17 protein-coding genes and 2 tRNA genes are annotated in these 21142 nt (G+C 54.8%); 4 read left to right on the top strand and 15 right to left on the bottom strand.

The features are described 5' to 3' along the window. Positions 1 to 66 precede the first annotated feature (66 nt). Positions 67 to 1941, bottom strand: a complete 1875-nt coding sequence (locus HRU87_RS02890) for an Rne/Rng family ribonuclease (protein ID WP_173493452.1) — start codon at positions 1939 to 1941, stop codon at positions 67 to 69. A gap of 156 nt (positions 1942 to 2097) precedes the next feature. Here HRU87_RS02890 and HRU87_RS02885 point away from each other — a divergent pair, with 156 nt between their 5' ends. Then, entirely contained in the window at positions 2098 to 2688 is a 591-nt protein-coding gene (locus HRU87_RS02885) for a vitamin K epoxide reductase family protein (RefSeq protein ID WP_246247338.1), read from the top strand. On the opposite strand, the gene ndk is transcribed toward HRU87_RS02885, so the two are convergent. Genes ndk through ileS form a run of 4 tightly spaced genes read right to left on the bottom strand, consistent with a single transcriptional unit; the run spans position 2685 to position 7972 of the window. Then, on the bottom strand, positions 2685 to 3095 hold the full coding sequence (ndk, locus tag HRU87_RS02880; RefSeq protein WP_173493451.1) for a nucleoside-diphosphate kinase: 411 nt from the start codon (positions 3093 to 3095) through the stop codon (positions 2685 to 2687). The genes HRU87_RS02885 and ndk overlap by 4 nt on opposite strands. Then, on the bottom strand, positions 3095 to 3472 hold the full coding sequence (locus tag HRU87_RS02875) for a DUF4233 domain-containing protein (protein ID WP_173493450.1): 378 nt from the start codon (positions 3470 to 3472) through the stop codon (positions 3095 to 3097). Before HRU87_RS02875 ends, ndk begins: the two co-directional genes overlap by 1 nt. After that, the gene (locus tag HRU87_RS02870; protein WP_173493449.1) at positions 3462 to 4793 is read right to left on the bottom strand and encodes a bifunctional folylpolyglutamate synthase/dihydrofolate synthase; all 1332 of its coding nucleotides are present in this window, start codon (positions 4791 to 4793) and stop codon (positions 3462 to 3464) included. Before HRU87_RS02870 ends, HRU87_RS02875 begins: the two co-directional genes overlap by 11 nt. Next, complete coding sequence (gene ileS / locus HRU87_RS02865) at positions 4790 to 7972, bottom strand: isoleucine--tRNA ligase (RefSeq protein ID WP_173493448.1); 3183 nt, start codon at positions 7970 to 7972, stop codon at positions 4790 to 4792. The genes HRU87_RS02870 and ileS overlap by 4 nt, the downstream gene beginning before the upstream one ends. A 70-nt stretch (positions 7973 to 8042) precedes the next feature. On the opposite strand from ileS, the gene valS reads away from it, so the two are divergent. Next, on the top strand, positions 8043 to 10625 hold the full coding sequence (gene valS / locus HRU87_RS02860) for a valine--tRNA ligase (protein WP_246247335.1): 2583 nt from the start codon (positions 8043 to 8045) through the stop codon (positions 10623 to 10625). Further along, entirely contained in the window at positions 10622 to 12640 is a 2019-nt protein-coding gene (locus HRU87_RS02855; RefSeq protein ID WP_173493447.1) for a M3 family metallopeptidase, read from the top strand. Before valS ends, HRU87_RS02855 begins: the two co-directional genes overlap by 4 nt. Here the strand turns inward: HRU87_RS02855 and HRU87_RS02850 are convergent. The 6 genes from HRU87_RS02850 to HRU87_RS02825 form a co-directional block, all read right to left on the bottom strand. Then, a complete protein-coding gene (locus HRU87_RS02850) occupies positions 12637 to 13761 on the bottom strand; it encodes a benzoate/H(+) symporter BenE family transporter (RefSeq protein WP_281359134.1) in 1125 nt (374 codons plus the stop codon). The genes HRU87_RS02855 and HRU87_RS02850 overlap by 4 nt on opposite strands. A 42-nt stretch (positions 13762 to 13803) precedes the next feature. Further along, positions 13804 to 15081, bottom strand: coding sequence for an ATP-dependent Clp protease ATP-binding subunit ClpX (clpX, locus tag HRU87_RS02845; protein ID WP_173493445.1), 1278 nt, complete (start codon positions 15079 to 15081; stop codon positions 13804 to 13806). A 54-nt stretch (positions 15082 to 15135) separates the two neighbouring features. Next, complete coding sequence (locus tag HRU87_RS02840; protein WP_246247332.1) at positions 15136 to 15777, bottom strand: ATP-dependent Clp protease proteolytic subunit; 642 nt, start codon at positions 15775 to 15777, stop codon at positions 15136 to 15138. A gap of 2 nt (positions 15778 to 15779) precedes the next feature. Further along, positions 15780 to 16361 carry an ATP-dependent Clp protease proteolytic subunit gene (locus HRU87_RS02835; RefSeq protein ID WP_173493444.1) on the bottom strand — a complete coding sequence of 194 codons (582 nt, stop codon included), beginning with the start codon at positions 16359 to 16361 and terminating at the stop codon, positions 15780 to 15782. Positions 16362 to 16435: 74 nt separating this feature from the next. Continuing rightward, on the bottom strand, positions 16436 to 17698 hold the full coding sequence (gene tig, locus HRU87_RS02830) for a trigger factor (protein WP_173493443.1): 1263 nt from the start codon (positions 17696 to 17698) through the stop codon (positions 16436 to 16438). 37 nt (positions 17699 to 17735) lie between these two features. Then, a tRNA-Pro gene (locus HRU87_RS02825) sits at positions 17736 to 17812 on the bottom strand. A 74-nt stretch (positions 17813 to 17886) separates the two neighbouring features. Here HRU87_RS02825 and HRU87_RS02820 point away from each other — a divergent pair. After that, positions 17887 to 17960: transfer RNA gene (locus tag HRU87_RS02820), tRNA-Gly, on the top strand. Positions 17961 to 17964: 4 nt separating this feature from the next. Here the strand turns inward: HRU87_RS02820 and HRU87_RS02815 are convergent. The 4 genes from HRU87_RS02815 to HRU87_RS02800 are packed head-to-tail and all read right to left on the bottom strand — an operon-like array spanning position 17965 to position 21086. After that, on the bottom strand, positions 17965 to 18744 hold the full coding sequence (locus HRU87_RS02815) for an Fpg/Nei family DNA glycosylase (RefSeq protein WP_173493442.1): 780 nt from the start codon (positions 18742 to 18744) through the stop codon (positions 17965 to 17967). 4 nt (positions 18745 to 18748) lie between these two features. Further along, positions 18749 to 19222 (bottom strand): ribose-5-phosphate isomerase, encoded by a 474-nt coding sequence (locus HRU87_RS02810; RefSeq protein WP_173493441.1) that lies wholly within the window; start codon positions 19220 to 19222, stop codon positions 18749 to 18751. An 8-nt stretch (positions 19223 to 19230) separates the two neighbouring features. Beyond that, positions 19231 to 19914: an SdpI family protein gene (locus tag HRU87_RS02805; protein WP_173493440.1), complete on the bottom strand. Its 684-nt coding sequence runs from the start codon at positions 19912 to 19914 to the stop codon at positions 19231 to 19233. Then, complete coding sequence (locus HRU87_RS02800; protein WP_246247367.1) at positions 19911 to 21086, bottom strand: cation:proton antiporter; 1176 nt, start codon at positions 21084 to 21086, stop codon at positions 19911 to 19913. The genes HRU87_RS02805 and HRU87_RS02800 overlap by 4 nt, the downstream gene beginning before the upstream one ends. Between the last annotated feature and the right edge of the window lie 56 nt (positions 21087 to 21142).

Genomic DNA, 21142 nt, shown 5'->3' with positions numbered 1-21142 from the left:
CATCGGATTACCGCGGGCAACAGCGCCCTAGTCTAGTAAGAATCTGGGGCGGGGTCAACCACATTCCTAGCTATTTTCCTCAGCGGATTCGCTGGGTGAGACTACTCCGGAGGAACTGGCCCGGCGGCGCCTTGGCTTAGCCTTTGGCTGCGGCTCCGGCAAGGAATCCAACACGGCGTTCAGAATTTCCGTCTTACCCTCTGGCTCTTTTACTTCCGCGTCCTCTGGGTGTGCTGCCTGGGCAATTTTGTTGACCACATTCTTGAATGCATCAGCTTGCTCCGGGGTGACAACCTTTTTGACTACCTCAGGTTTGTCCTTCTTGTTGCGATTCTTCCCCTGCTTAGGCTGCTGCTCTGGCATCCGGAACCTAGGTTCGTTGTGAATAAGAACACCTCGTCCAGCGCAGCAGTCACAGACCTCAGAGAAGGTTTCCAATAACCCCACGCCGATTTTCTTACGAGTCATCTGAACCAAGCCGAGCGAGGTGATTTCGCCAACCTGGTTCTTGGTTCGATCGCGAGATAGACACTCCAGCAAGCGACGTCGGACCATCTCCTGGTTTGATTCCTGAATCATGTCGATGAAGTCGACCACCACAATGCCGCCAATGTCGCGCAAGCGGAGCTGTCTCACCAGTTCTTCTGCTGCCTCGAGATTGTTCTTGGTGACAGTCTCCTCAAGATTTCCACCCGAGCCAATGAACTTTCCGGTGTTGACATCAACCACGGTCATCGCCTCAGTCCGATCAATCACGAGGGAGCCGCCGGAGGGTAGGTAAACCTTGCGATCGAGCGCCTTCACAATCTGATCGCCAATTCGGTAGAAGTCAAAAATGTCTTCGGATGAGGCAAAGGGTGATAGCCGCTCAACCAAATCTGGGGCTACTGACTCGAGGTACTCGCGGATGGTTTCCAGGGCGGAATCACCCGACACCACGAGCTTTTGGAAGTCCTCGTTGAACACATCGCGAATAATCTTCACCAAAAGGTCCGGCTCGGAGTGCAAAAGCATCGGAGCCTTACCTTTTTCAACCTTCGCGCTGATGCTCTCCCACTGGGCCTGCAACCGCTCAACATCGTGAATCAGCTGCTCTTCGCTGGCTCCCTCGGCAGCCGTGCGGACAATTACACCAGCATCCTCTGGAAGGGTGTTCTTGAGGATCTGCTTTAGACGCTGACGCTCACCCTCGGGAAGCTTTCTGGAGATTCCGGACATATTTCCACCCGGTACGTAGACCAAAAAGCGTCCGGGCAGCGAAACCTGGGAGGTGAGTCGAGCACCCTTTTGACCAACGGGATCCTTGGTTACCTGCACCAAAACCTGATCGCCAGACTTGAGCGCGAGTTCAATGCGCCTGGGCTGATTACCAGTCTCGGCGGCCTCCCAGTCCACCTCGCCCGAGTAAAGCACGGCGTTGCGACCCCTGCCGATGTCAACGAAGGCCGCTTCCATGGAGGGCAAAACATTTTGGACCTTACCAAGGTAGACATTGCCGATTAGTGACCCGCCCTGGCTTTCAGCGACGTAGTGCTCAACCAGCATGCCGTCTTCCAGCACACCAATTTGAATTCGATCGTCTTTTTCTCGAACCACCATGGTGCGGTCAACCGATTCGCGCCTGGCCAAAAACTCCGACTCTGTAACAGAGCTTCGACGCCTGGAGGAATCTCGCGAATCACGTCTGCGCTGACGTTTGGCGTCAACCCGAGTTGATCCGGTGTCCTTTTCCTTTTCCTCTTCAGCGCCGGTTTTTTCCTGCTTGGCAGGACGTTCCTTCTGCTGCCTGACTGGCTTGGCCTTAGGTTCAACCGGGGGCTTTTCCTCTTCAACGGCAAGCTTGCCGCTGCGCGGGTTTACCTTAGGTGTGGGCAGATCCGGAGCTTGGAAAATCAGCTGGGTTGCCAGTGGTTTGGCTGGCTCTTCTTTTTTCTTTGGCAATTTCTAACCTTAGGCTCCACAACACACACATCTGGAGCTGCTCTCGTGACCCTAGCCGCAACCGGGGTCGAAACCTATAAGTGTCGAACCTTAATGTTCAACCAAACCTTTGATGCGAGTGTGTCCGCATCTGCTACCAGTATGACAGCTTTGAGCATGAAATGGGATAATGCGTCTGTGGTATTTCCAATTACGCTGATTTTTACAGGCATCCTGGGCTGGATTGCCAGTTTCGGGCTGACCCTCGAGCGAATTCACGTGGCAGCGAACCCCGAGGCCGCAACGGCCTGTGACATTAGCCCGTTTATCAGCTGCAAATCGGTCATGCTGAGCGAACAGGCCGCCCTCTTCGGTTTCCCAAACCCGCTAATTGGAATCGCGGCATTTTTCGCACCGGTGGTAGTTGGCTTTGCCATTCTGGCTGGGGCGCAATTTAAGCCGTGGTTCTGGAATTTGTTCCTCGGCGGCGTGACTCTCGCCATGGTTTTTGTTCACTGGCTCTTCCTACAGAGCGTTTACGACATCGGATCGCTTTGCCTTTACTGCATGGTGGCGTGGACGGCCACGATTCCGCTGTTTTGGGTGTCTCTTTCCCACAACCTCAAAGAGGGCTACCTAACCACTCGATTTATGTCGGCCGGTCAAGCCATGTACGAGTGGAGCTGGGTACTTGCACTATTGAACTACCTGGTGCTGGTTGGCCTTATTCTGGTGCACTTCTGGGACTTTTGGCCCACGCTCTTTTAGAACCAGAGAGCTAGCTCGCGCTGCGCAGATTCCACTGAATCCGAACCGTGAACCAGGTTTTGCACGACCTTGGTGCCCCAGTCTCGACTCAGGTCGCCACGAATAGTTCCAGCCGCGGCAACGGTTGGGTCGGTTGCTCCAGCGATTGATCTGAATCCCTCGATCACACGGTGACCGGTGAGCCTGATTGCAACCACATCGCCCGAGAGCATGAATTCCATTAGCGGCTCGTAAAAAACCTTGCCCTCGTGCTCGGCATAGTGAGCGGCCAGTAGCTCGCGAGTAGGAGTAATTTTCTTGAGCTCAGCAACGACATAGCCCTTCGCCTCACAGCGACGGATTATCTCTCCGATGAGGTTTCGGCGAACTCCATCAGGCTTGATTAGAACCAAGGTTGATTCGGACATTACTGCTCCTGTTCGTTCTCTTGAGTGTTCTGCTGCTCAAAGTATTTCTGCCTCGCCCGGTCGATTGTCTCACCGGCTACCAGCGCCCAAATCCAAAGTCCGGTCAGGATCGCGCCGACAAAAAACATTCCCCACAGCCAAAAACCCGAGATTAGCATCGCTATCTGCAGCGCCCAGCCCACCAGGTATCCCCACTCAAAGCGGAGCAGACCTGGGGTCAGAATCATAAGAATCGAAACAGTTAGGCCGATGGCCCAAACCACCTCAACGTCGGCCACCCGCAACCCAAAGGCGGAAAGTGTTGCAAAGAATGCGGCAAATGATTCAAAGCCCAGCACGATGGACGCCAAAGTCCGCTTAGAAGATCTACTCTTCATCGTCAATCTCCCTCTGCGACTGGATTTCCGCCAGTACATCTCCAATGAGGTAGAGCGAACCCGTAACAAAAAGTGCAGCCTTATCCTCGCTGGCAAGCCTAGACGCCAAATTGAATGCGGCAGCCGGATCACTCTCTTGCGCGATCACCTCGACCCCGTACTCTTCAAAGTAAGACGCAAGTTCACCGGCCGGAAGGCCCCGTGGCGACCGAGGGCTCGTGCAAACTACTCGGTCAAAAGTTTTTGCCAATTCGGCAACCGAACCCGAGAGGTCCTTATCGGAGAGCATGGCAACCAAGCCAAGTCTGACCGGGGAGCCAAAGTGCTGCTCAATCGCCTGGTTAAGACTTCTGACACCTGCTGGGTTGTGAGCTCCGTCAAGAACGATCAGGGGGTCCTTGCTGACCACCTGAAGACGCCCTGGGCTGACCGCATCGGCCATGGCAGCGCGTAAAACCTCATCGGCGATTGGGCGATTTCCCTCGCCTAGGAACAGCTCAACCGCAGCGATAGCCGTCGCGGCGTTCTGGGCTTGGTGATGCCCGATTATCGGCATCCAAATAAGTGGATACTCGTTGGCTAATCCTTGAACGGAGAATCTCGTGCCAAAGCCATCTGCGGATATCTCACTGACGCCAAAATCCGCCCCAGAAAGTTTTAGCTCTGGAGCCCTAGATTTGAGAACCTCGGTGACGCCGGGATATTGACTTGAGGAAACCACCAGCGAGTTGGGTTTTATGATCCCAGCCTTGGTTGTAGCAATTTCCTCAACCGTCGAGCCGAGAGATTTCTGGTGGTCCAGGTCGATTGAGGTGAAGACCGCCACATCCGCATCTGCGACATTGGTAGCATCCCATTCCCCACCCATGCCGACCTCGAGCACCAGGACATCAATTGGGGCATCGGAAAACAGCTGGAACGCCAGTGCGGTAAAAGCCTCAAAGAATGTAAGTGGGACCTCGCCCTGCTCGCTCAGTTCTCGATCGACAAACTCCATCAGAGGCTTGTTATCGCGGTAAGTATCAACTAAAAACTCGTCTGAAACCGGCTCACCGTCCAGGGCAATTCGCTCGTTGAAGGAGACCAGGTGCGGTGATGTGAGGCGTCCAGTTCGCAACCCGTGCTCGCGAAGAATGCGCTCAATGATCCGTGCGGTCGAAGTCTTTCCATTAGTGCCTGTGATGTGGATGATTCCATAGTTGCGCTGCGGATCCCCCATGAGTTCAACCAAGCGCTTGGTCGGCTCAAGCCGGGGCCGGACATGCTGTTCTGGCTGGCGAGCGTAGAGCTCCGCCAGAATGTGATCTAGTTCGCTGCTCACTTTTTGGAAAGTTCAATCTGAATCTTGCCGGAATCTCCCACGGTTAGGTCCGTGATCACCTCACCGGGAAGGATTTCAAACTCGGTGGCCAAGGTCTCGCTAGCAATAAAGTTTCGATGCGCCTCAAGAGCATCAACCGACTCGGTGTCTGCCGTTAGTTTTAGCGCGATTCGGTCCGAAACATCCAGACCGGCATCCTTGCGAGCCTGCTGAATGTGACGAATCGCATCGCGGGCCAACCCCTCTGCCAAAAGTTCTGAGGTCAACCCGAGATTTAGCAGCACAAAGCCCTGCGAAGTAACACCAACCGCACTTTCTGCGGAGCTGTTCGATGCCACCAGGTTGAGTTCAAATTCACCCTCGAATAGCTCTGTTCCATCAACAACAATCGCTTCGCCCTTTTGGCTCCAGTTGCCGGCTTTCGCCTCCCTGATGATTCGCTGAACTTCACTGCCCACCCGAGGACCAAGAGCTCTGGCGTTTACGGTTAGCGACTTGCTCAGCCCAAATTGCGCTGCAACTTCCTCGCTTGCCGTGACAACAGAAACTTGCTTTACGTTCAATTCCTCGGCAATTAGGTCGCTGTACTGACCGAGAGTCTTTGAATTTGGCGTTGCGATGGTTAGCTCACTGAGCGGCAAACGGACTCTAAGGCCAGCTTGCTTTCGCAAGGCTAGCGACACCGATGCCGCCTCTCTAATTGCATCCATGTCGGCAACCAATTGATCGTCCTGCGGGAACTCTCTGAAATCCGGCCAGCTTTCGAGGTGAACCGAACGACTTCCGGTCAGACCGCGCCACATCTCCTCGGAAATAAGCGGAAGCAGAGGAGCCACCACGCGGAAAACCGCCTCCAGAACTGTGTAGAGGGTGTCAAACGCATCGCGGTCACCCTCCCAGAAGCGATCCCTGGAGCGCCTCACGTACCAGTTCGTGAGGACCTCTGCAAAATCTCTCACCTTCGCCGAGGCCTGATAGCTGTCAAATAGATCCAGATCCGCCTGGACGTCTGAAATCAACTGCCTGGTCTTCGCGAGAATGTAACGATCCAACAGCTGCTGGGACCCAACCGAAGGGCTGGCCTCGTAGCCAGCGGCGTTGGCGTAGAGGCCAAAGAAGTAGTAGCTGTTCCACAGCGGCAGTAGCGCCTGACGCACCCCCTCGCGAATACCTTGCTCGGTGACAGACAGGTTGCCACCGCGCAAGATAGGACTCGACATCAGGAACCAGCGCATGGCATCCGAGCCGTCGCGATTGAAAACCTCATTGACGTCTGGGTAGTTGCGCAGTGACTTGGACATTTTCTGGCCGTCGTTACCAAGCACGATGCCGTGGCTGATGGCGTTTTTGAATGCTGGGCGATCAAAAAGCGCCGTTGCTAAAACGTGCAGGGTGTAGAACCAACCTCTGGTTTGTCCCACGTACTCCACGATGAAATCCCCAGGGAAGTGGGAGTCAAACCAATCCTGGTTTTCAAAGGGATAGTGCACCTGGGCGAATGGCATCGACCCGGACTCGAACCAGCAGTCCAAAACCTCAGGCACGCGGCGCATCATCGATCTTCCGGTTGGGTCATCTGGGTTTGGTCTGACCAGCTCATCAATCACCGGACGGTGGAAGTCACTCGGCCTAACGCCGAAGTCGCGCTCCAGCTCTTCCATCGAACCGTAAACATCGATTCTCGGGTAGTTCGGGTCGTCGGACTTCCATACCGGAATCGGAGCACCCCAGAAACGGTTTCTGGAAATCGCCCAGTCCCGCACATTTTCTAGCCACTTGCCAAAGCTGCCATTTTTAGTGTGCTCCGGTACCCAGTTGATCTGCTGATTCAGCTCCAACATGCGATCACGGAGCTTCGTGGTCTGCACGAACCAGGAGGAAACCGCCTTGTAGATCAGAGGGTTTTTGCAGCGATAGCAGTGCGGGTAGCTGTGCTCGTAGGATGCCTGACGCAGCAGGCGACCCATGGCCTTTAGGTCTTGCGTGATGGGCTTATTGGCGTCAAAAACATGCTGGCCCTCATAAGGCCCCACGACCGAGTTGAATTGACCCCGCTCGTTGATGGAAACATAAGTCGGGATGCCAGCGGCCTGGCAAACGTTCTGGTCGTCTTCACCATACGCAGGTGCCTGGTGAACAATTCCAGTTCCATCGGAATCCGCAACGTAGTCAGCGACCAAAACTTGCCAGGCATTTTGGACATCAAACAGTTCTGGGTTCGCGTAAAAATCAAAAATTCGTTCGTAACGAAGACCCCCAAGGTCCTTGCCGAGGTAACGACTCGAAATCTGAGCAGTGAGCTCCTCAGCGCTCTGGTAGCCAAGCTCCTTGGCGTAACCCCCAATTAGCTTGCTCGCCATCAGGTAGCGCTTCTCACCCGCTGCATCTGAGACAACTGCGTACTCAATTTCTGGGCCGACAGCCAGGGCAAAGTTAGTCGGTAGCGTCCAGGGCGTTGTGGTCCATGCAACCAGGTTCACCCCATCGAGTTCGTGGCCTGGCGCTGTGATTGGGAAGGTGACGCTCACGGACTGATCCTGGCGGTTTTTATAGACCTCATCGTCCATGCGCAGCTCGTGATTGGACAGCGGTGTTTCACATCTCCAGCAGTAAGCCAGAACTTTGAAGCCCTCGTAAATCAGACCCTTGTTGTGGAGTTCCTTGAAGGCCCAGAGGACACTTTCGGTGTAGTTGGTGTCTAGCGTCTTGTAGTCGTTGTCAAAATCAACCCACCGCGCCTGACGAGTCACGTAGCTGCGCCAGTCCTGGGTGTATTTCAGAACCGATGTCTTACAAAACTCATTGAACTTGGCCACTCCGAAGCGTTCAATCTCGGGTCTACCGGAAATGCCCAGAAGACGTTCGGCCTCAACCTCGGCAGGGAGTCCGTGTGTGTCCCAGCCGAAACGACGCTCCACGCGATTGCCGCGCATGGTTTGGTAGCGGGGAACCAGGTCTTTGGTGTAGCCGGTTAGCAGGTGTCCATAGTGCGGCAAGCCGTTAGCAAAAGGGGGGCCGTCGTAAAAAACGAATTCTGGAGCATCCGCTGCTGCTCGCTGGTCAATGGAAGCTTGGAAAGTATCATCCTTCGCCCAATAGGCAAGCACCTCTTCCTCAAGTTTTGGGAAAGATGGCGAGGCGACGGGGCCCTCAGGGCGGTCTGAATGCTTTGGATACATCACGGCTTTCGGGGAGCTTCACGAACTTAACAATGTTAATCTAGAGCCTTGGAACTCGGAGACTATTCACGTGAACGCAAACAAACCCCAGCCGCTTAGGCCAGCCACGATCCCAGACAAGGCCACCGTTGATGGCCTGGAGCAGAAATGGGTCCCGAGCTGGGAGGCCTCCAAGGTCTACGCCTTCGATGCTGAAGCGCCAAAAGCCAATGTTTTTTCTATCGACACTCCCCCACCAACGGCCTCCGGTTCACTGCACGTCGGTCACGTTTTCAGCTACACCCACACCGATGTTGTTGCACGTTTTCAGAGAATGCGCGGCAAAGACGTCTTTTACCCGATGGGCTGGGACGACAATGGCCTGCCTACCGAGCGCCGCGTTCAGAACTACTACGGAGTCCGCTGCGATCCAACCCTTCCCTACGTCAAAGACTTCACCCCTCCCTATGAGGGCGGGGACAACAAGAGCTCCAAGGCTGCCGACCAGCTCCCAATTTCCAGGGCTAACTTCATTAAGCTTTGCGAAAAGCTAACCGAGGAAGACGAAAAGGCATTCGAGAACCTATGGCGCAACCTGGGACTGTCGGTTGACTGGGCCCAGAGCTACCGAACTATTTCCAACCAGGCCCAGAAAGTTTCCCAGGCCGCATTTTTGAATAACCTTGCCCGCGGTGAGGCATACCAATCCATGGCACCTACGCTCTGGGACGTGACATTCCGCACCGCGGTCGCTCAAGCAGAACTTGAAGACCGTGAGATGCCCGGTGCTTACCACCGAATTGTTTTCGAGGGCCCAGAAGGCCCCATCTTTATTGAAACCACCAGACCAGAACTGATTCCAGCCTGTGTGGCCCTGGTAGCCCACCCTGACGATGAGCGCTACCAACCACTTTTTGGGAAAACTGCCAAGACCCCGCTGTTTGGAGTTGAGGTCCCGATTCTTGCCCACCACCTGGCCCAGAAGGACAAGGGTTCTGGAATCGCGATGATCTGCACCTTCGGTGACGTCACGGACGTGATCTGGTGGCGTGAGCTCAATCTCCCTAACCGGGCCATTATTGGGTTTGACGGCCGTATCATCTCTGAGGCTCCCGATGTGATTGCCAACAGCAAAAACCCCAGCCTCTACCAGGAGCTAGCGGGCAAGACTGTGTTCACCGCCAAAGAACTTCTAGTCGAAGCCCTCAAGGCTTCCGGTGAAATGATCGGGGATGCCAAGCCGATCCAGCACCCGGTGAAGTTCTTTGAAAAGGGTGATAAGCCATTGGAAATCGTCTCCACTCGCCAGTGGTACATCACAAATGGCGGCAAGGACGAAAAGCTTTCAAAATCGCTAATCGAAAATGGTCGAGAGCTGCAATTCCACCCATCGTTCATGCGAGTTCGCCTGGAGGACTGGATTAACGGCCTAAATGGAGACTGGTTGATCTCTAGGCAGCGATTCTTTGGTGTCCCGATTCCGGTTTGGTATGAGCTTGATTCAGACGGCAACCCTAAGTTTGACAACCGAATCGCTCCGACCCTAGAACAGCTGCCGGTTGACCCAAGCAGTGATGTTCCAGCTGGATTCACTGAGGAGCAGCGCGGTAAGCCAAATGGATTCGTAGGCGAAGTGGACATCATGGACACTTGGGCGACTTCGTCGCTGACCCCCCAGCTGGCCGGCGGTTGGCTATTCGACCAAGAGAAGTTCGACCGAGTCTTCCCGTTTGATCTGAGGCCGCAGGGTCAAGACATCATTAGAACCTGGCTGTTCTCAACGCTGTTGAGAAGCGAGCTTGAGCACGGAGTCTTACCCTGGAAGAACGCCGCAATTTCGGGTTGGATTCTCGATCCGGACCGAAAGAAAATGTCTAAGTCCAAGGGCAACGTCGTGGTTCCCAATGAACTTTTGGAAACCCACGGCTCCGATGCGGTTCGTTACTGGGCCGCCAGCGCGAGGCTGGGAACTGACGCAGCCTTCGACGAGGGACAGATGAAGATTGGCCGTCGCCTCGCCAACAAGCTACTGAATGCCGGCCGCTTCGCCCTGAGTTTTGAACTACCAGAGGGGATCACTGAGGTTTCAGAACCAGTGGACCAGGCCATGCTGGCAGCCCTGGCCGAAGTTGTTCAGGTGGCAACACAGGCGTTTGAAAACTACGATCACACCAAGGCGCTTGAAACCACCGAAACCTTCTTCTGGACCTTTACCGACGATTACCTCGAGCTAGTCAAGGAACGTGCCTATGCAAGTGGAGATCAAACCCCGCAGGCCGTTGGCTCTGCGGTGATCGCGCTGCGCGAAGCTCTCTCCATCTTGGTGAGACTGTTCGCTCCGTTCATCCCGTTCGCAGCCGAAGAGGTATGGAGCTGGTGGCAAGAAGGAAGCGTCCACCTATCGCCATGGCCCTCCAGGGACGAGGTTGGATTCCAAGACGCAACCCTAATGAAGCTGGCGTCTGAGACCCTGGTCATGATTCGCAAAACCAAATCCGATGCCAAGGTTTCTATGAAGGCAGAGCTCGACAGAGTCGTCTTGGCCGGACCTGCCACGCTCCAGGCTCTCGCTGAGGACCTCAAGGCTGTGGGCAAGATCTCTGAGCTTGAGCTGCGGGAATCTGAAACACTCAGAATCGAATCATTCGAATTCAAGCCTGAAGAGTTGCAGTGACGAATCCGCTGTTGAGTGCATCTCCGCTGGAAAACGAACTACCAGACTTTGCAAAGCTGCGCGATGAGCATTACCTCCCGGCTTTTGAGCATGCCGTTTCCGAGCACCTGAGAGAAATTGACCAGATTCTGTATCAGGAAGAGGTCAGCTTCGAAAACACCGTGGTGGCAATGGAGCGATCAGGTCAGCTGCTCAGCACCATGCTCATGGTCTTCTATAACAAGTCCTCTAGCGACACCAACGAGGAGTTGCAGAAACTGGAGGCGGAAATTGGCCCTCGCCTTGCCGCTCACATGGACAGCATTCGCTTGAACCCGCGGCTTTTTGCAAGGCTCACCAAGCTTGAGCCCGAAGCGGAAAATTTAGCTGCGGTTGAATCAAGGCTGCTTGAGAAATACCTCGAGGATTTCAAATTTGCCGGAGCGGCCCTAGATGAGGCTGCTCGCGGCCGAGTTGCGGAGATCAACGAGACGCTCAGCGGCCTAGAGGCAGAATTCGACAAACGACTGCTCGCGGATTCCAACGACCTTGCAGTGCAGCTGAGTGACGACAGCCGACTCCAGGGCCTAAGCACCGAGGAGATTCAGTCCCTTGCGGAAGCCGCCAAAGAAAGAGGGCTGGAAGGTTACGTTATTCCCCTTCTGAATTACTCTGGCCATCCATTGCTGGCTTCCCTTCAGGACCGCGAACTGCGCCAAGAGATCCTCGAGCGAACCCTGAGCCGAGGCTCTAGGGGAAATTCAAATGACACCTCAGACCTGGTCATTCAAATGCTGACCCTCCGCAATGAGAAGGCAGCGCTGTTCGGCTACGACAACTACGCGCAGTACACGCTCTCCCAGCAGACAGCCAAAAATCCAGGACGAGTTCACGAGGTCTTGAGAAAGATTGCCCCCGTCGCAAAGTCAAATGCTCAACAGGAGGCCAAGGACTTATCAGAGCTTCGCAAGGCTGAGACTGGCGAGAGCGACATCGCCGCCTGGGACTGGGATCGCTACACCGAGCAACTCAGAACTCAACGTTTCGACATCGACACCACCGTCTTGAAACCATATTTTGAGCTATGGCGTGTGCTGGAAAACGGGGTATTTTTTGCGGCCAACAAGCTCTATGGCCTGAGCTTTACCCATCGTCCGGATCTCATCGCTTACCACCCGGATGCTCGGGTCTACCAGGTTGACTTCGAAGATCAAAGTCGTTGCGGCCTTTACATTTTCGACCCTTATGCTCGCCCTTCAAAGCGTGGTGGTGCATGGATGAACAACCTGGTTGACCAGTCGCAGCTTCTGAACAAGCTGCCAATCGTGGTAAACAACATGAACATCCCCAAGCCCGCAGCGGGTAATGATGCCCTCATGACTCTGGATGAGGTCAACACGCTCTTCCACGAGTTTGGTCACACCCTGCACGGCCTGCTCTCTAGCGTGAAGTACCCGAGGTTCTCAGGAACCAACGTTGAAAGGGACTTCGTAGAGTTCCCCTCTCAAGTAAATGAGATGTGGATGCTGTGGCCTGAGGTATTGCAAAACTATGCCGTGCATCACAAAACCGGCGAGAAGCTTGCGCTTGAGTGGATTGAAAAACTACAGGCGGCTGGGAGTTTCAATCAGGGTTTCGAAACCACTCATTACCTACAGGCTGCAATCCTTGATCTCGCACTACACGAAACCAATCAGATACCGCAGGATCTGGCCCAGTTCGAGAGGGAGGCAATTGCCGATTACGGTCTGGAATTTGCACCTGTGCCAACCCGCTATCGCACAAACTACTTCGCTCACATCTTCGCCGGCGGCTACGCAGCCGGCTACTACGGCTACATCTGGTCTGAAATCCTGGATGCTGAGAGCGTCAACTGGTTCAAAGAAAATGGCGGATTGAGCAGGCAAAACGGCAAAAGATTCGCCGAGGCACTGTTAACAAGGGGTGGTGAAACCGACTCGATGGAGTTGGTTGAGCAACTGCTTGGCCGAAAACCAGAGATCACTCCACTGTTGGTCCGCCGAGGCCTCAACTAGCGCTTATAGAGCAACCAGACCAAAACTCCTGCTGCAAGAGCCCAGAAGGCACCACCGATGCCATAAATTGTCACACCCGCTGCGCCAATGACGAAGGTGATTACCCCGGGAAGACGCATCGAGTCATCGACCACTGCCGTTTTGAGAGCGTTGGCGAATGTGTTGATCAGCGCAATTCCTGCCAGCGCAAGTAGTAGCTCCCTAGGGACAGCTAAGACAAACGCGGCAAACGGAGCAGCGAACACTGCGAACAGAATGTAAACCACGCCGCCCCAGCTCGAAGCAATCCACCTTCTAGCAGGGTCCTTTGCGGCGCTTTCGTCCGCATTTAGCGCAGCGGTGATAGCGGCGAGGTTCAAACCGAAACCACCAAAGAAGGCGGTAATTGCTGACGCGCTTCCGGTTGAGGCGAAAACCTTGCCGGCAGGTAACTGGTAGCCGAGTGAGGACATGATGGCTAGGCCTGGCAGATTTTGCGAGGCCATTGTGATCAAAAAGAGCGGAATGCCAATGGCAAGGATGGCACCAACCTCAAACACCGGTGTTACCAATCCAAGTTCTGGCCAGAAGCTCGCCTGAGATACATCGCTTGCCTCCGGGGACGCGGCAATCAGGGCAAAACCCAGACCGATGGCAAGCGGTGATGCCCACAGCGGTAAAAATCGATTCAGAAGCAACCAGCTGAAGACAACCGGGGGGATAAGAGCCGGGAACACAACTGCCGAATTTACTGTCGCGACCACGAAGGGGAAGATGACCCCCGCTAGCATCGCTGCCGATATTTGCGGCGGGATTTTTCCTACTAAGCGCCCCAGTGCGGGCCAGAGTCCGGTGAGAACAATCAGCAGACTTGAAACGAAAAAGGCTCCGACTGCAACCTCAAAACTCAATCCCAGTGCACCGCTGGAGGCGAGAAAAGCCGCTCCCGGAGTGGTCCACACCACACTCACCGGCATCTTCAACCAAACGCTAAGCAGAATCGACATCACACCGTAACCGACCAGCATGACGGCCAGCGAGGTGGCGATTTGGGTGGAGCTAGCTCCCATAGCGGAAAGGCCAGCAATAGCAATTGAGAACGTTGCTACTGAACCCGTGGTGGAAGCCACTGTTCCGGCAATAAAGGGCCTGAGGGCCTCGGATCGAGCCTTGATTGTGACTCCTTAGGCGGTTTTGTCTTTCAAGCGCTGCGGCAGCGGAAGAACTTCGGGAAGAAGTTTTGACTCAACCGTTTCCCTGCTGATAACCACCCTGCCCTGCTCCGTTGAGCCTGGCAGTTCAAACATTATTGGACCCAGGGTTTCCTCGAGAATCGCTCGCAGCCCTCTGGCTCCGGTCTCTCGCTCAACTGCCAAGTCTGCAATTAGCTCAACCGCTGCCGGCTCGAAATCCAGCTCGAAGCCGTCAATCTCAAACATCCGCTGGTACTGCTTGATGAGGGCGTTTTTAGGCTCGGTGAGTATTGAGATCAGGGCGTCTCTATCTAGCTGATCCACGGTGGCTATCACGGGCAGACGACCGATGAATTCAGGAATAAGGCCAAACTTTCGCAAGTCCTCCGGTTGCACCTGACGATAGACGTCCTGGGCGTCAGCCTTTTCCTTCAATGGTGATCCGAACCCAATGCCCTTTTTGCCGGTTCTCTCCCCCACAATGGTTTCTAGACCGGCGAAGGCTCCGGCCACGATAAACAACACATTTGTGGTGTCAATCTGAATGAACTCTTGCTGCGGGTGCTTGCGCCCACCCTGCGGTGGAACCGAAGCCACTGTGCCCTCGAGAATCTTCAGCAGTGCTTGCTGCACACCCTCGCCAGAGACATCGCGGGTAATCGAAGGGTTCTCAGCCTTGCGGGAGATCTTGTCGATTTCATCGATGTAGACAATTCCGGTCTCAGCCTTTTTCGGATCGTAGTCTGCCGCCTGAAGAAGCTTCAAAAGAATGTTTTCCACATCCTCACCCACGTAACCGGCCTCAGTGAGCGCAGTGGCATCCGCTACCGCAAATGGAACATTCAGCCGCTTTGCAAGGGTCTGGGCTAGATAGGTTTTGCCGCAGCCGGTTGGACCGATCATCAAAATGTTCGATTTGGCAATCTCAATGTCGTCGTGCGGCTTGCCACCCTTGGTTAGGGTTCCGGCGGCACGAATTCGCTTGTAGTGGTTGTAGACAGCAACGGCGAGGGATTTCTTTGCCGAGTCCTGTCCAATGACGTATTCGTCCAGGAAGGACTTGATTTCACGAGGGTTTGGGAGATCTAGGGACTCAGTGCTTGCAGCGGTAGCTGTGCCGAGCTCCTCCTCAATGATTTCGTTGCAAAGCTCGACGCATTCATCGCAGATGTAGACCGAGGCGGGGCCGGCAATAAGTTTCTTTACCTGCCGCTGGCTCTTTCCGCAGAACGTGCATTTCAGCAGTTCACTGGTCTCACTCAATGTCATAGCAAAACCCTATATCGGGTTTCCGACATTTGCCCGCAGGCAGACCGAGTGGAATTAGCCCTTACGGCTGGTCAGCACCTGGTCAATCAGGCCGTACTCGAGAGCTTCCTGAGCGGTCAAAATCTTGTCTCGGTCGATATCCTTGTTGACCTTGGCTAGATCCTGCCCTGAGTGCTTGGCAAGGGTCTCCTCGAGCCACTCTCGCATGCGCATGATCTCGCGAGCCTGAATTTCGATATCTGAGGCCTGGCCAGACCCACCGCCGCCGGTGGCCGGCTGGTGAATTAGGACCCTGGCGTTGGGTAGGGCTAGTCGCTTACCCTTCGCACCGGCAGCCAAAAGCACTGCGGCAGCTGAGGCTGCCTGCCCAAGACAGACGGTCTGGATTTGTGGCTTGATGTACTGCATGGTGTCGTAGATTGCCGTCAAAGCGGTAAAAGAACCACCCGGAGAGTTGATGTACATCGTGATGTCGCGATCTGGATCCTGAGATTCCAGAACCAAAAGCTGAGCCATGATGTCATCGGCAGAAGCGTCATCCACCTGAACACCCAAGAAGACAATGCGGTCCTCAAACAGCTTGGTGTAGGGGTTGTGACGCTTGAAGCCGTAAGAGGTGCGCTCTTCGAATTCGGGCAAAATGTAGCGGGCCTGGGGCATCGCCACGCGACCGCTGGAAGTTTCTAGGTAGCTCATGTTTAGGCCTTTCCAACACCGGTGGAGCGGTTAGCGAATTCTTGAATTTGATCAATGAAGCCGTACTCCAGGGCCTCCTGAGCGGTGAACCAACGATCGCGATCGCCGTCCGCCATGATCTGCTCCACGGTCTTACCGGTCTGGGTTGCGGTGATGCTGGCAAGCTGGCGCTTCATGGACATGATCAGCTCAGCCTGAGTCTGGATGTCGGAGGCGGTGCCACCAAAACCACCGTGCGGCTGGTGTAGCAACACTCTGGTGTTTGGAGTGGCGTAGCGCTTGCCCTTTGAGCCCGATGACAGCAGGAACTGACCCATTGAGGCACACATTCCAATTCCCACCGTGACAATGTCATTTGGCACGTACTGCATAGTGTCGTAGATGGCCATACCCGCGGTGATTGAACCACCGGGAGAGTTGATGTAGAGGAAAATGTCCTTCTCGGCGTCCTCAGCTGCCAGCAGCAGGATTTTGGCGCAGATTTCGTTGGCGTTCTCGTCGCGAACCTCACTGCCCAGCCAAACGATGCGGTCTTTGAGCAGTCTCTCGAAAACTCCATTTGGGGCGGCTTGTGGCATGGCCATAAAAACTCCTTAGCTAGCTAAGAGTCAAAGATAGCTAGACAAACTGGATTTGGCTGTGTTGTTCGCCTATGGCGTTAGGCCGAAGCAGAAACCTTGTTTCCCTTGGCGTCAACAATCTCGGCCTTCTCGACCAAAACATCAACTGCCTTGCGGCGCGATAGCTCATCTACGAAGGCTGGGACCTGACCGGCATTGGCAACCTGCTTGATGAACTCGTTCGGGTCCATGCCGTAGTTACGAGACTGGAAGGCGAGGTACTCAATGAGCTCCTGGTCCTCAACCTTGATCCCCTCGGCCTCAACGACTGCATCGAGCAGCAGCTGGACACGGAAGTTCTTCTCGGTCTCCTCCTGCACCTCAACGCGGTGCGGGTCGTCCATTGCCTTACCCTCGTTCTCCAAGTGGTTGTCAACCTCGCGCTTGACGGCCTCTTCAGAAACTGGAATCTTGGCCTTCTCGACCAGCTGGTCAACGATTAGATCGCGAGCCTGAAGGATCTGCTTGCGCACCAAAGACTTCTCAATTTTGGACTCGAGGTCCTTCTTCAAATCTGCCAGGGTGTCAAACTCACTCGCTAGCTGGGCAAACTCGTCGTCAGCTTTGGGAAGCTCGCGCTCCTTTACGGCAGTCAAGGTAACCGTTACTTCAGCCTCTTCGCCAGCCTGGTCGCCACCGACCAGCTTGGAGCGGAAGGTGGTGGTCTCACCGGCGGTAAGAGTGATTAGCGCCTCGTCAATGCCATCTAGCAGCTGTCCGGAGCCAATTTCGTAGGAGATGTCCGTTGCGGTGTCAATGTTCTTGCCGCCGATTTGAGCCGAGAGGTCAATCGTGGTGAAATCACCGTTCTTGGCAGCCCGCTCAACGGTCTTCAGGGTTCCAAAGCGAGCGCGCAGAGCGTCCAGTTCGGTCTCAACATCCATCTTGGCAACCTTGACTTCGTCAACCTTGACTTTCAGTCCGGCATACTCAGGAAGCTTGAACTCCGGGCGAACCTCGACCTCAAGTTCGACCACCAGTTCGGTCGCTAGCTCTTTGGCGCTTGGGGCGCTCTTGATGTCTGCCTGAGGGGTTCCCAGCGGGCGGAGGTTCTCTGCCTTGAGGGCCTCGCGGTAGAAGTCATCCAGACCATCGTTGATGGCCTGGGCGATGATGGTGTCCCTACCGACGCGCTGGTCAAGCACCGGTGCCGGCACTTTGCCCTTGCGGAAGCCCGGAATGCTGACCTGCTCGGAAACAGTTTGGTAGGCCTTGTCCAAAGCTGGCTTGAAGCCTGCCTGGTCAACAGTGATGGTGAGCTTCACGCGGGTAGGGTTCAGGCGCTCGACGTTGGTCTTCAACTTATCTCCATGGATTGAAACGGTTCGGATCTACTACTGGTCGGGATGACAGGATTTGAACCTGCAACCCCCTGTACCCAAAACAGGTGCGCTACCAAATTGCGCTACATCCCGGAGGCTTTTGCAACTCTCGAGTTGCAAACCAGCACACTCTACCCCATAGAATGGCTCCGCGTCCAACGCAGTTCGCGAGTGTAGCTCAATGGTAGAGCCTCAGTCTTCCAAACTGATTACGCGGGTTCGATTCCCGTCACTCGCTCCAATGCTTACTTTTGGCAGCTGGGGCAGTGGTAAAGCTTTCTGGTAGCCATCAGCTCAATCGCGATGTTCACTTCGCACTCCCTGCAGGGCAAGCCTTCACGCTTGTAGACGTAGTAGCGATCTGCCTTTTTTGTTTTAGCTTTGAGATGGCCCTCGCGGGTCAGCATCAAACCGGTCTTTACCCCCAGCGGCATAAGCGCCACCGCATCAAGCCAGAGCCCTAGAACCTGCTCTCGGGTGAGTGAACTACCCGGAGTGTGGGGGTTGATGCCAGCCCGGAATAACAGCTCAGCTCGGTAAACGTTGCCAATTCCGGAAATCACCGACTGATCCATCAGCAGCTGCCCAATGGTGACCCTGGACCGAGAAACCTTGGCGATAAATTTCTCCGCATCGGCCATCGGATCCAGCGGATCCGGGCCCAGTTTGGCTTGAATCAACTTCAGCTGTTCTGAATCCAAAAGTTCGCATGCGGTTGGGCCTCGCAAATCCGCAAGGTGGTTTCCAGCTATAAATCTGGCTCTAACCAACCCCCTTGGCTCGGGGAGCTCCTCAAATTGACTGAATTGCCACTTCCCGTAAATGCCGAGGTGGATCCTCAACACCGCCGGCTCGAAATGCAGAAACAGCTGTTTGCCGATGGCCCGCGTCTTCAAAAGTTTGGTGCCAGAAATCACCGCGGCATCGGTAAACCTACCCTGCGGGGATGTGACCTCGACCGTCTGGGCGGCAAAAGTTTTTCTAAAGTGATTGGCCGTCCGATGGACGGTATGACCCTCAGGCATGGAGTTAGTAGATGACCTCTCCGGTCGCCTCAAAGCTGGCTATTTTTCCAATTCTTCTGACGTGGCGCTCATCCTTGGAAAACTTGGCTCCGATGAAGATTTTTACCAGCTCGAGGACCTCCTGCTGGGAGTGCTGACGGGCTCCAAGAGCGCAGACATTAGCGTCGTTGTGATCCCTGGCAAGTGCTGCGGTTTCAGGGTTCCAAATCAGCGCAGCCCGGATGCCTGCGACTTTATTGGCGGCAATCTGCTCACCATTGCCTGATCCGCCCAGGACAATCCCAAGCGCCTCGACCCCCTGCTGCTGATCGCTGACTACAGCCTGGGCTGCAGCTATGCAAAAACCAGGGTAGTCGTCCAGGGCGTCATAGACCTTGGGGCCGTGATCGACCAGTTCATGCCCCATCGTTCCGAGTTCGGCGACTAAAAAAGCGCTAAGTTCCATGCCTGCATGGTCGGTTGCTATGTGAATCCGCATCGACAGTCCTAAATCCTCGCTCTTACCGCTGCAATCAAGTTGTCGACCTGATTGGACCTCACCAAGATTACCTGCCCCGAAGCGGTCAAAATCTCGAGAGCTGGTCCCTTGGAGGGTATGAAGGCAACCGAATCTCTCCCCATTCGAAGGCCCCAGCCGCCGAATTCTGCTGGCCTAATGAGACGCTCGGATACGGATGTAATTTCCGCGAACGAAAGCCTCAGAAAAGTTATCCCCCACAACCTGACCTGAAAATCCCCTCCAATCACAACCTTGGGCATGCTCAGCATCAGCGGAATCAGAGCGAATACGGGCAGCAGGAACCAGATGACCTCGGCCCCGAATCTCACCTGCGAGGCGTCACTCAAGCCGATTTGGATCCACACCACCGCGATCATTAGGCCAAAGATAAAAATGGTGAAGTAGCCGATAATAGCCACCAGCAATTTCCTCACGCTCTGGTGAATTTTGGGCTGAACCAATACCCAGGCAAATAGTCCGCTGACAATCAGTAGCGCAATGTTTGCCCAGATAAGGTGACCAGCAACATCCGAAAATCCATCTGCAACCCCACCGATACCCCAGTGGGTGGCAAGCGGATCGGGCAAGAGATTTTCAGATTCAAGCCATAGAACCCAAAGGTTGTAAAGCACTACTGCGGCCAGCGGCAGAGTCCAGAGCGTTTTCTTCATCGCCGATCCAAACTGCTTCGGGTAAATCGCAGCACTGCTGAGGCCACAAAAGCCGTGATTATCACGTAGGCCAAGGTCAATGCCTGAAGTTCAACACCGATGACAATCGGCGCAGCCAGAGCGGCAATCACCATGGAGAATTCACCGCGCGCAATCAGGAAGCCGGTGGCGCGCCAGGCACTGAGCTTGTCGGTCAGGTCCCGAGTGACCCACCAACCCACCAGGTACTTACCTGCTATTCCAAGGGCAGCGAGCAGTAGCGCGAGCGGCAAAACGGCAGGAAGATCCGCCGGGTCAGTGGTGATGCCAAAAAACAAAAAGAAAATTGCGGAAAAAATATCCCTAATGGGGCTGAGTCTGGCACGGGCGGTTTCCGCAACTTCACCGGTTAGCAAAAGTCCAATTAGGAAGGCGGCCACCACACCCGAAAAGCCCACCAGGTCTGCCAATCCAGCGGCCAGCAGTGCGGCTCCAAACACGGTGAGCAGCAGTCCACCAGGTTCGTTTGGATCCAGGATTTTCACTAACTTGCTCGTGCCCTTGAAGCTAATCAAGATCACCAGGCCCGTGATTGCAAGGGCCAGAGAAACTGAAATTAGGCCACTGATGACCGATACCCCCAAAACCACCGAGGTGAGAAAGGGTAGATAGGGAGCCAGGGCTAAATCCTCAAAAACCAGCACACCGATGGCGCGTTTGGCGACTTCAGATTTTCGCCAACCCATCTCCTTGATCAGCTGGGCCGCAATACCAGAGGAGGAAACGTAAGTGATGCCGGCGAGCGCCAGCGCTCCCCCAACTCCCCAACCGAGCAGTAGCCCGAGAATAAAACCCGGCGTTGAGTTTGCTAGAAAGTCAATCAAACCTGCACTCTTGCGCTCCTGAAATGCCTTAGCTAGGTCATATGCGCTGTATTCCAGACCAAGCAGCAAAAGGAGCATGATTGCGCCAATTTGAGCTCCGGTATCCAAGAAATCTTCGCTTACACCGAGCGGAACCAGGCCGCCCTCGCCAATTGCCAATCCAACGAGCAGGTAGAGCGGAACGACAGAAAATTTCAGACGATTGGCAATAAATGCGACGATCCCCAAAACCAGAAGCGCTCCACCAATTTCGGCCAGCAAAATGGAGTCGGCCGGGTCGGCTGCAGCTGCGCTGAGGATTTGGAACATGCTCAATTATCGCGGTCTCCAAAGCATCTAGGCTTATCGGAAACGAACTGTTTACA

The sequence above is a fragment of the Aquiluna borgnonia genome (genome assembly GCF_013283855.1).
Taxonomy (GTDB): Bacteria; Actinomycetota; Actinomycetes; order Actinomycetales; family Microbacteriaceae; genus Aquiluna; species Aquiluna borgnonia.
Note: the sequence above shows the minus strand (reverse complement) of the source record. Positions and strands in the feature narration are given on the sequence as shown.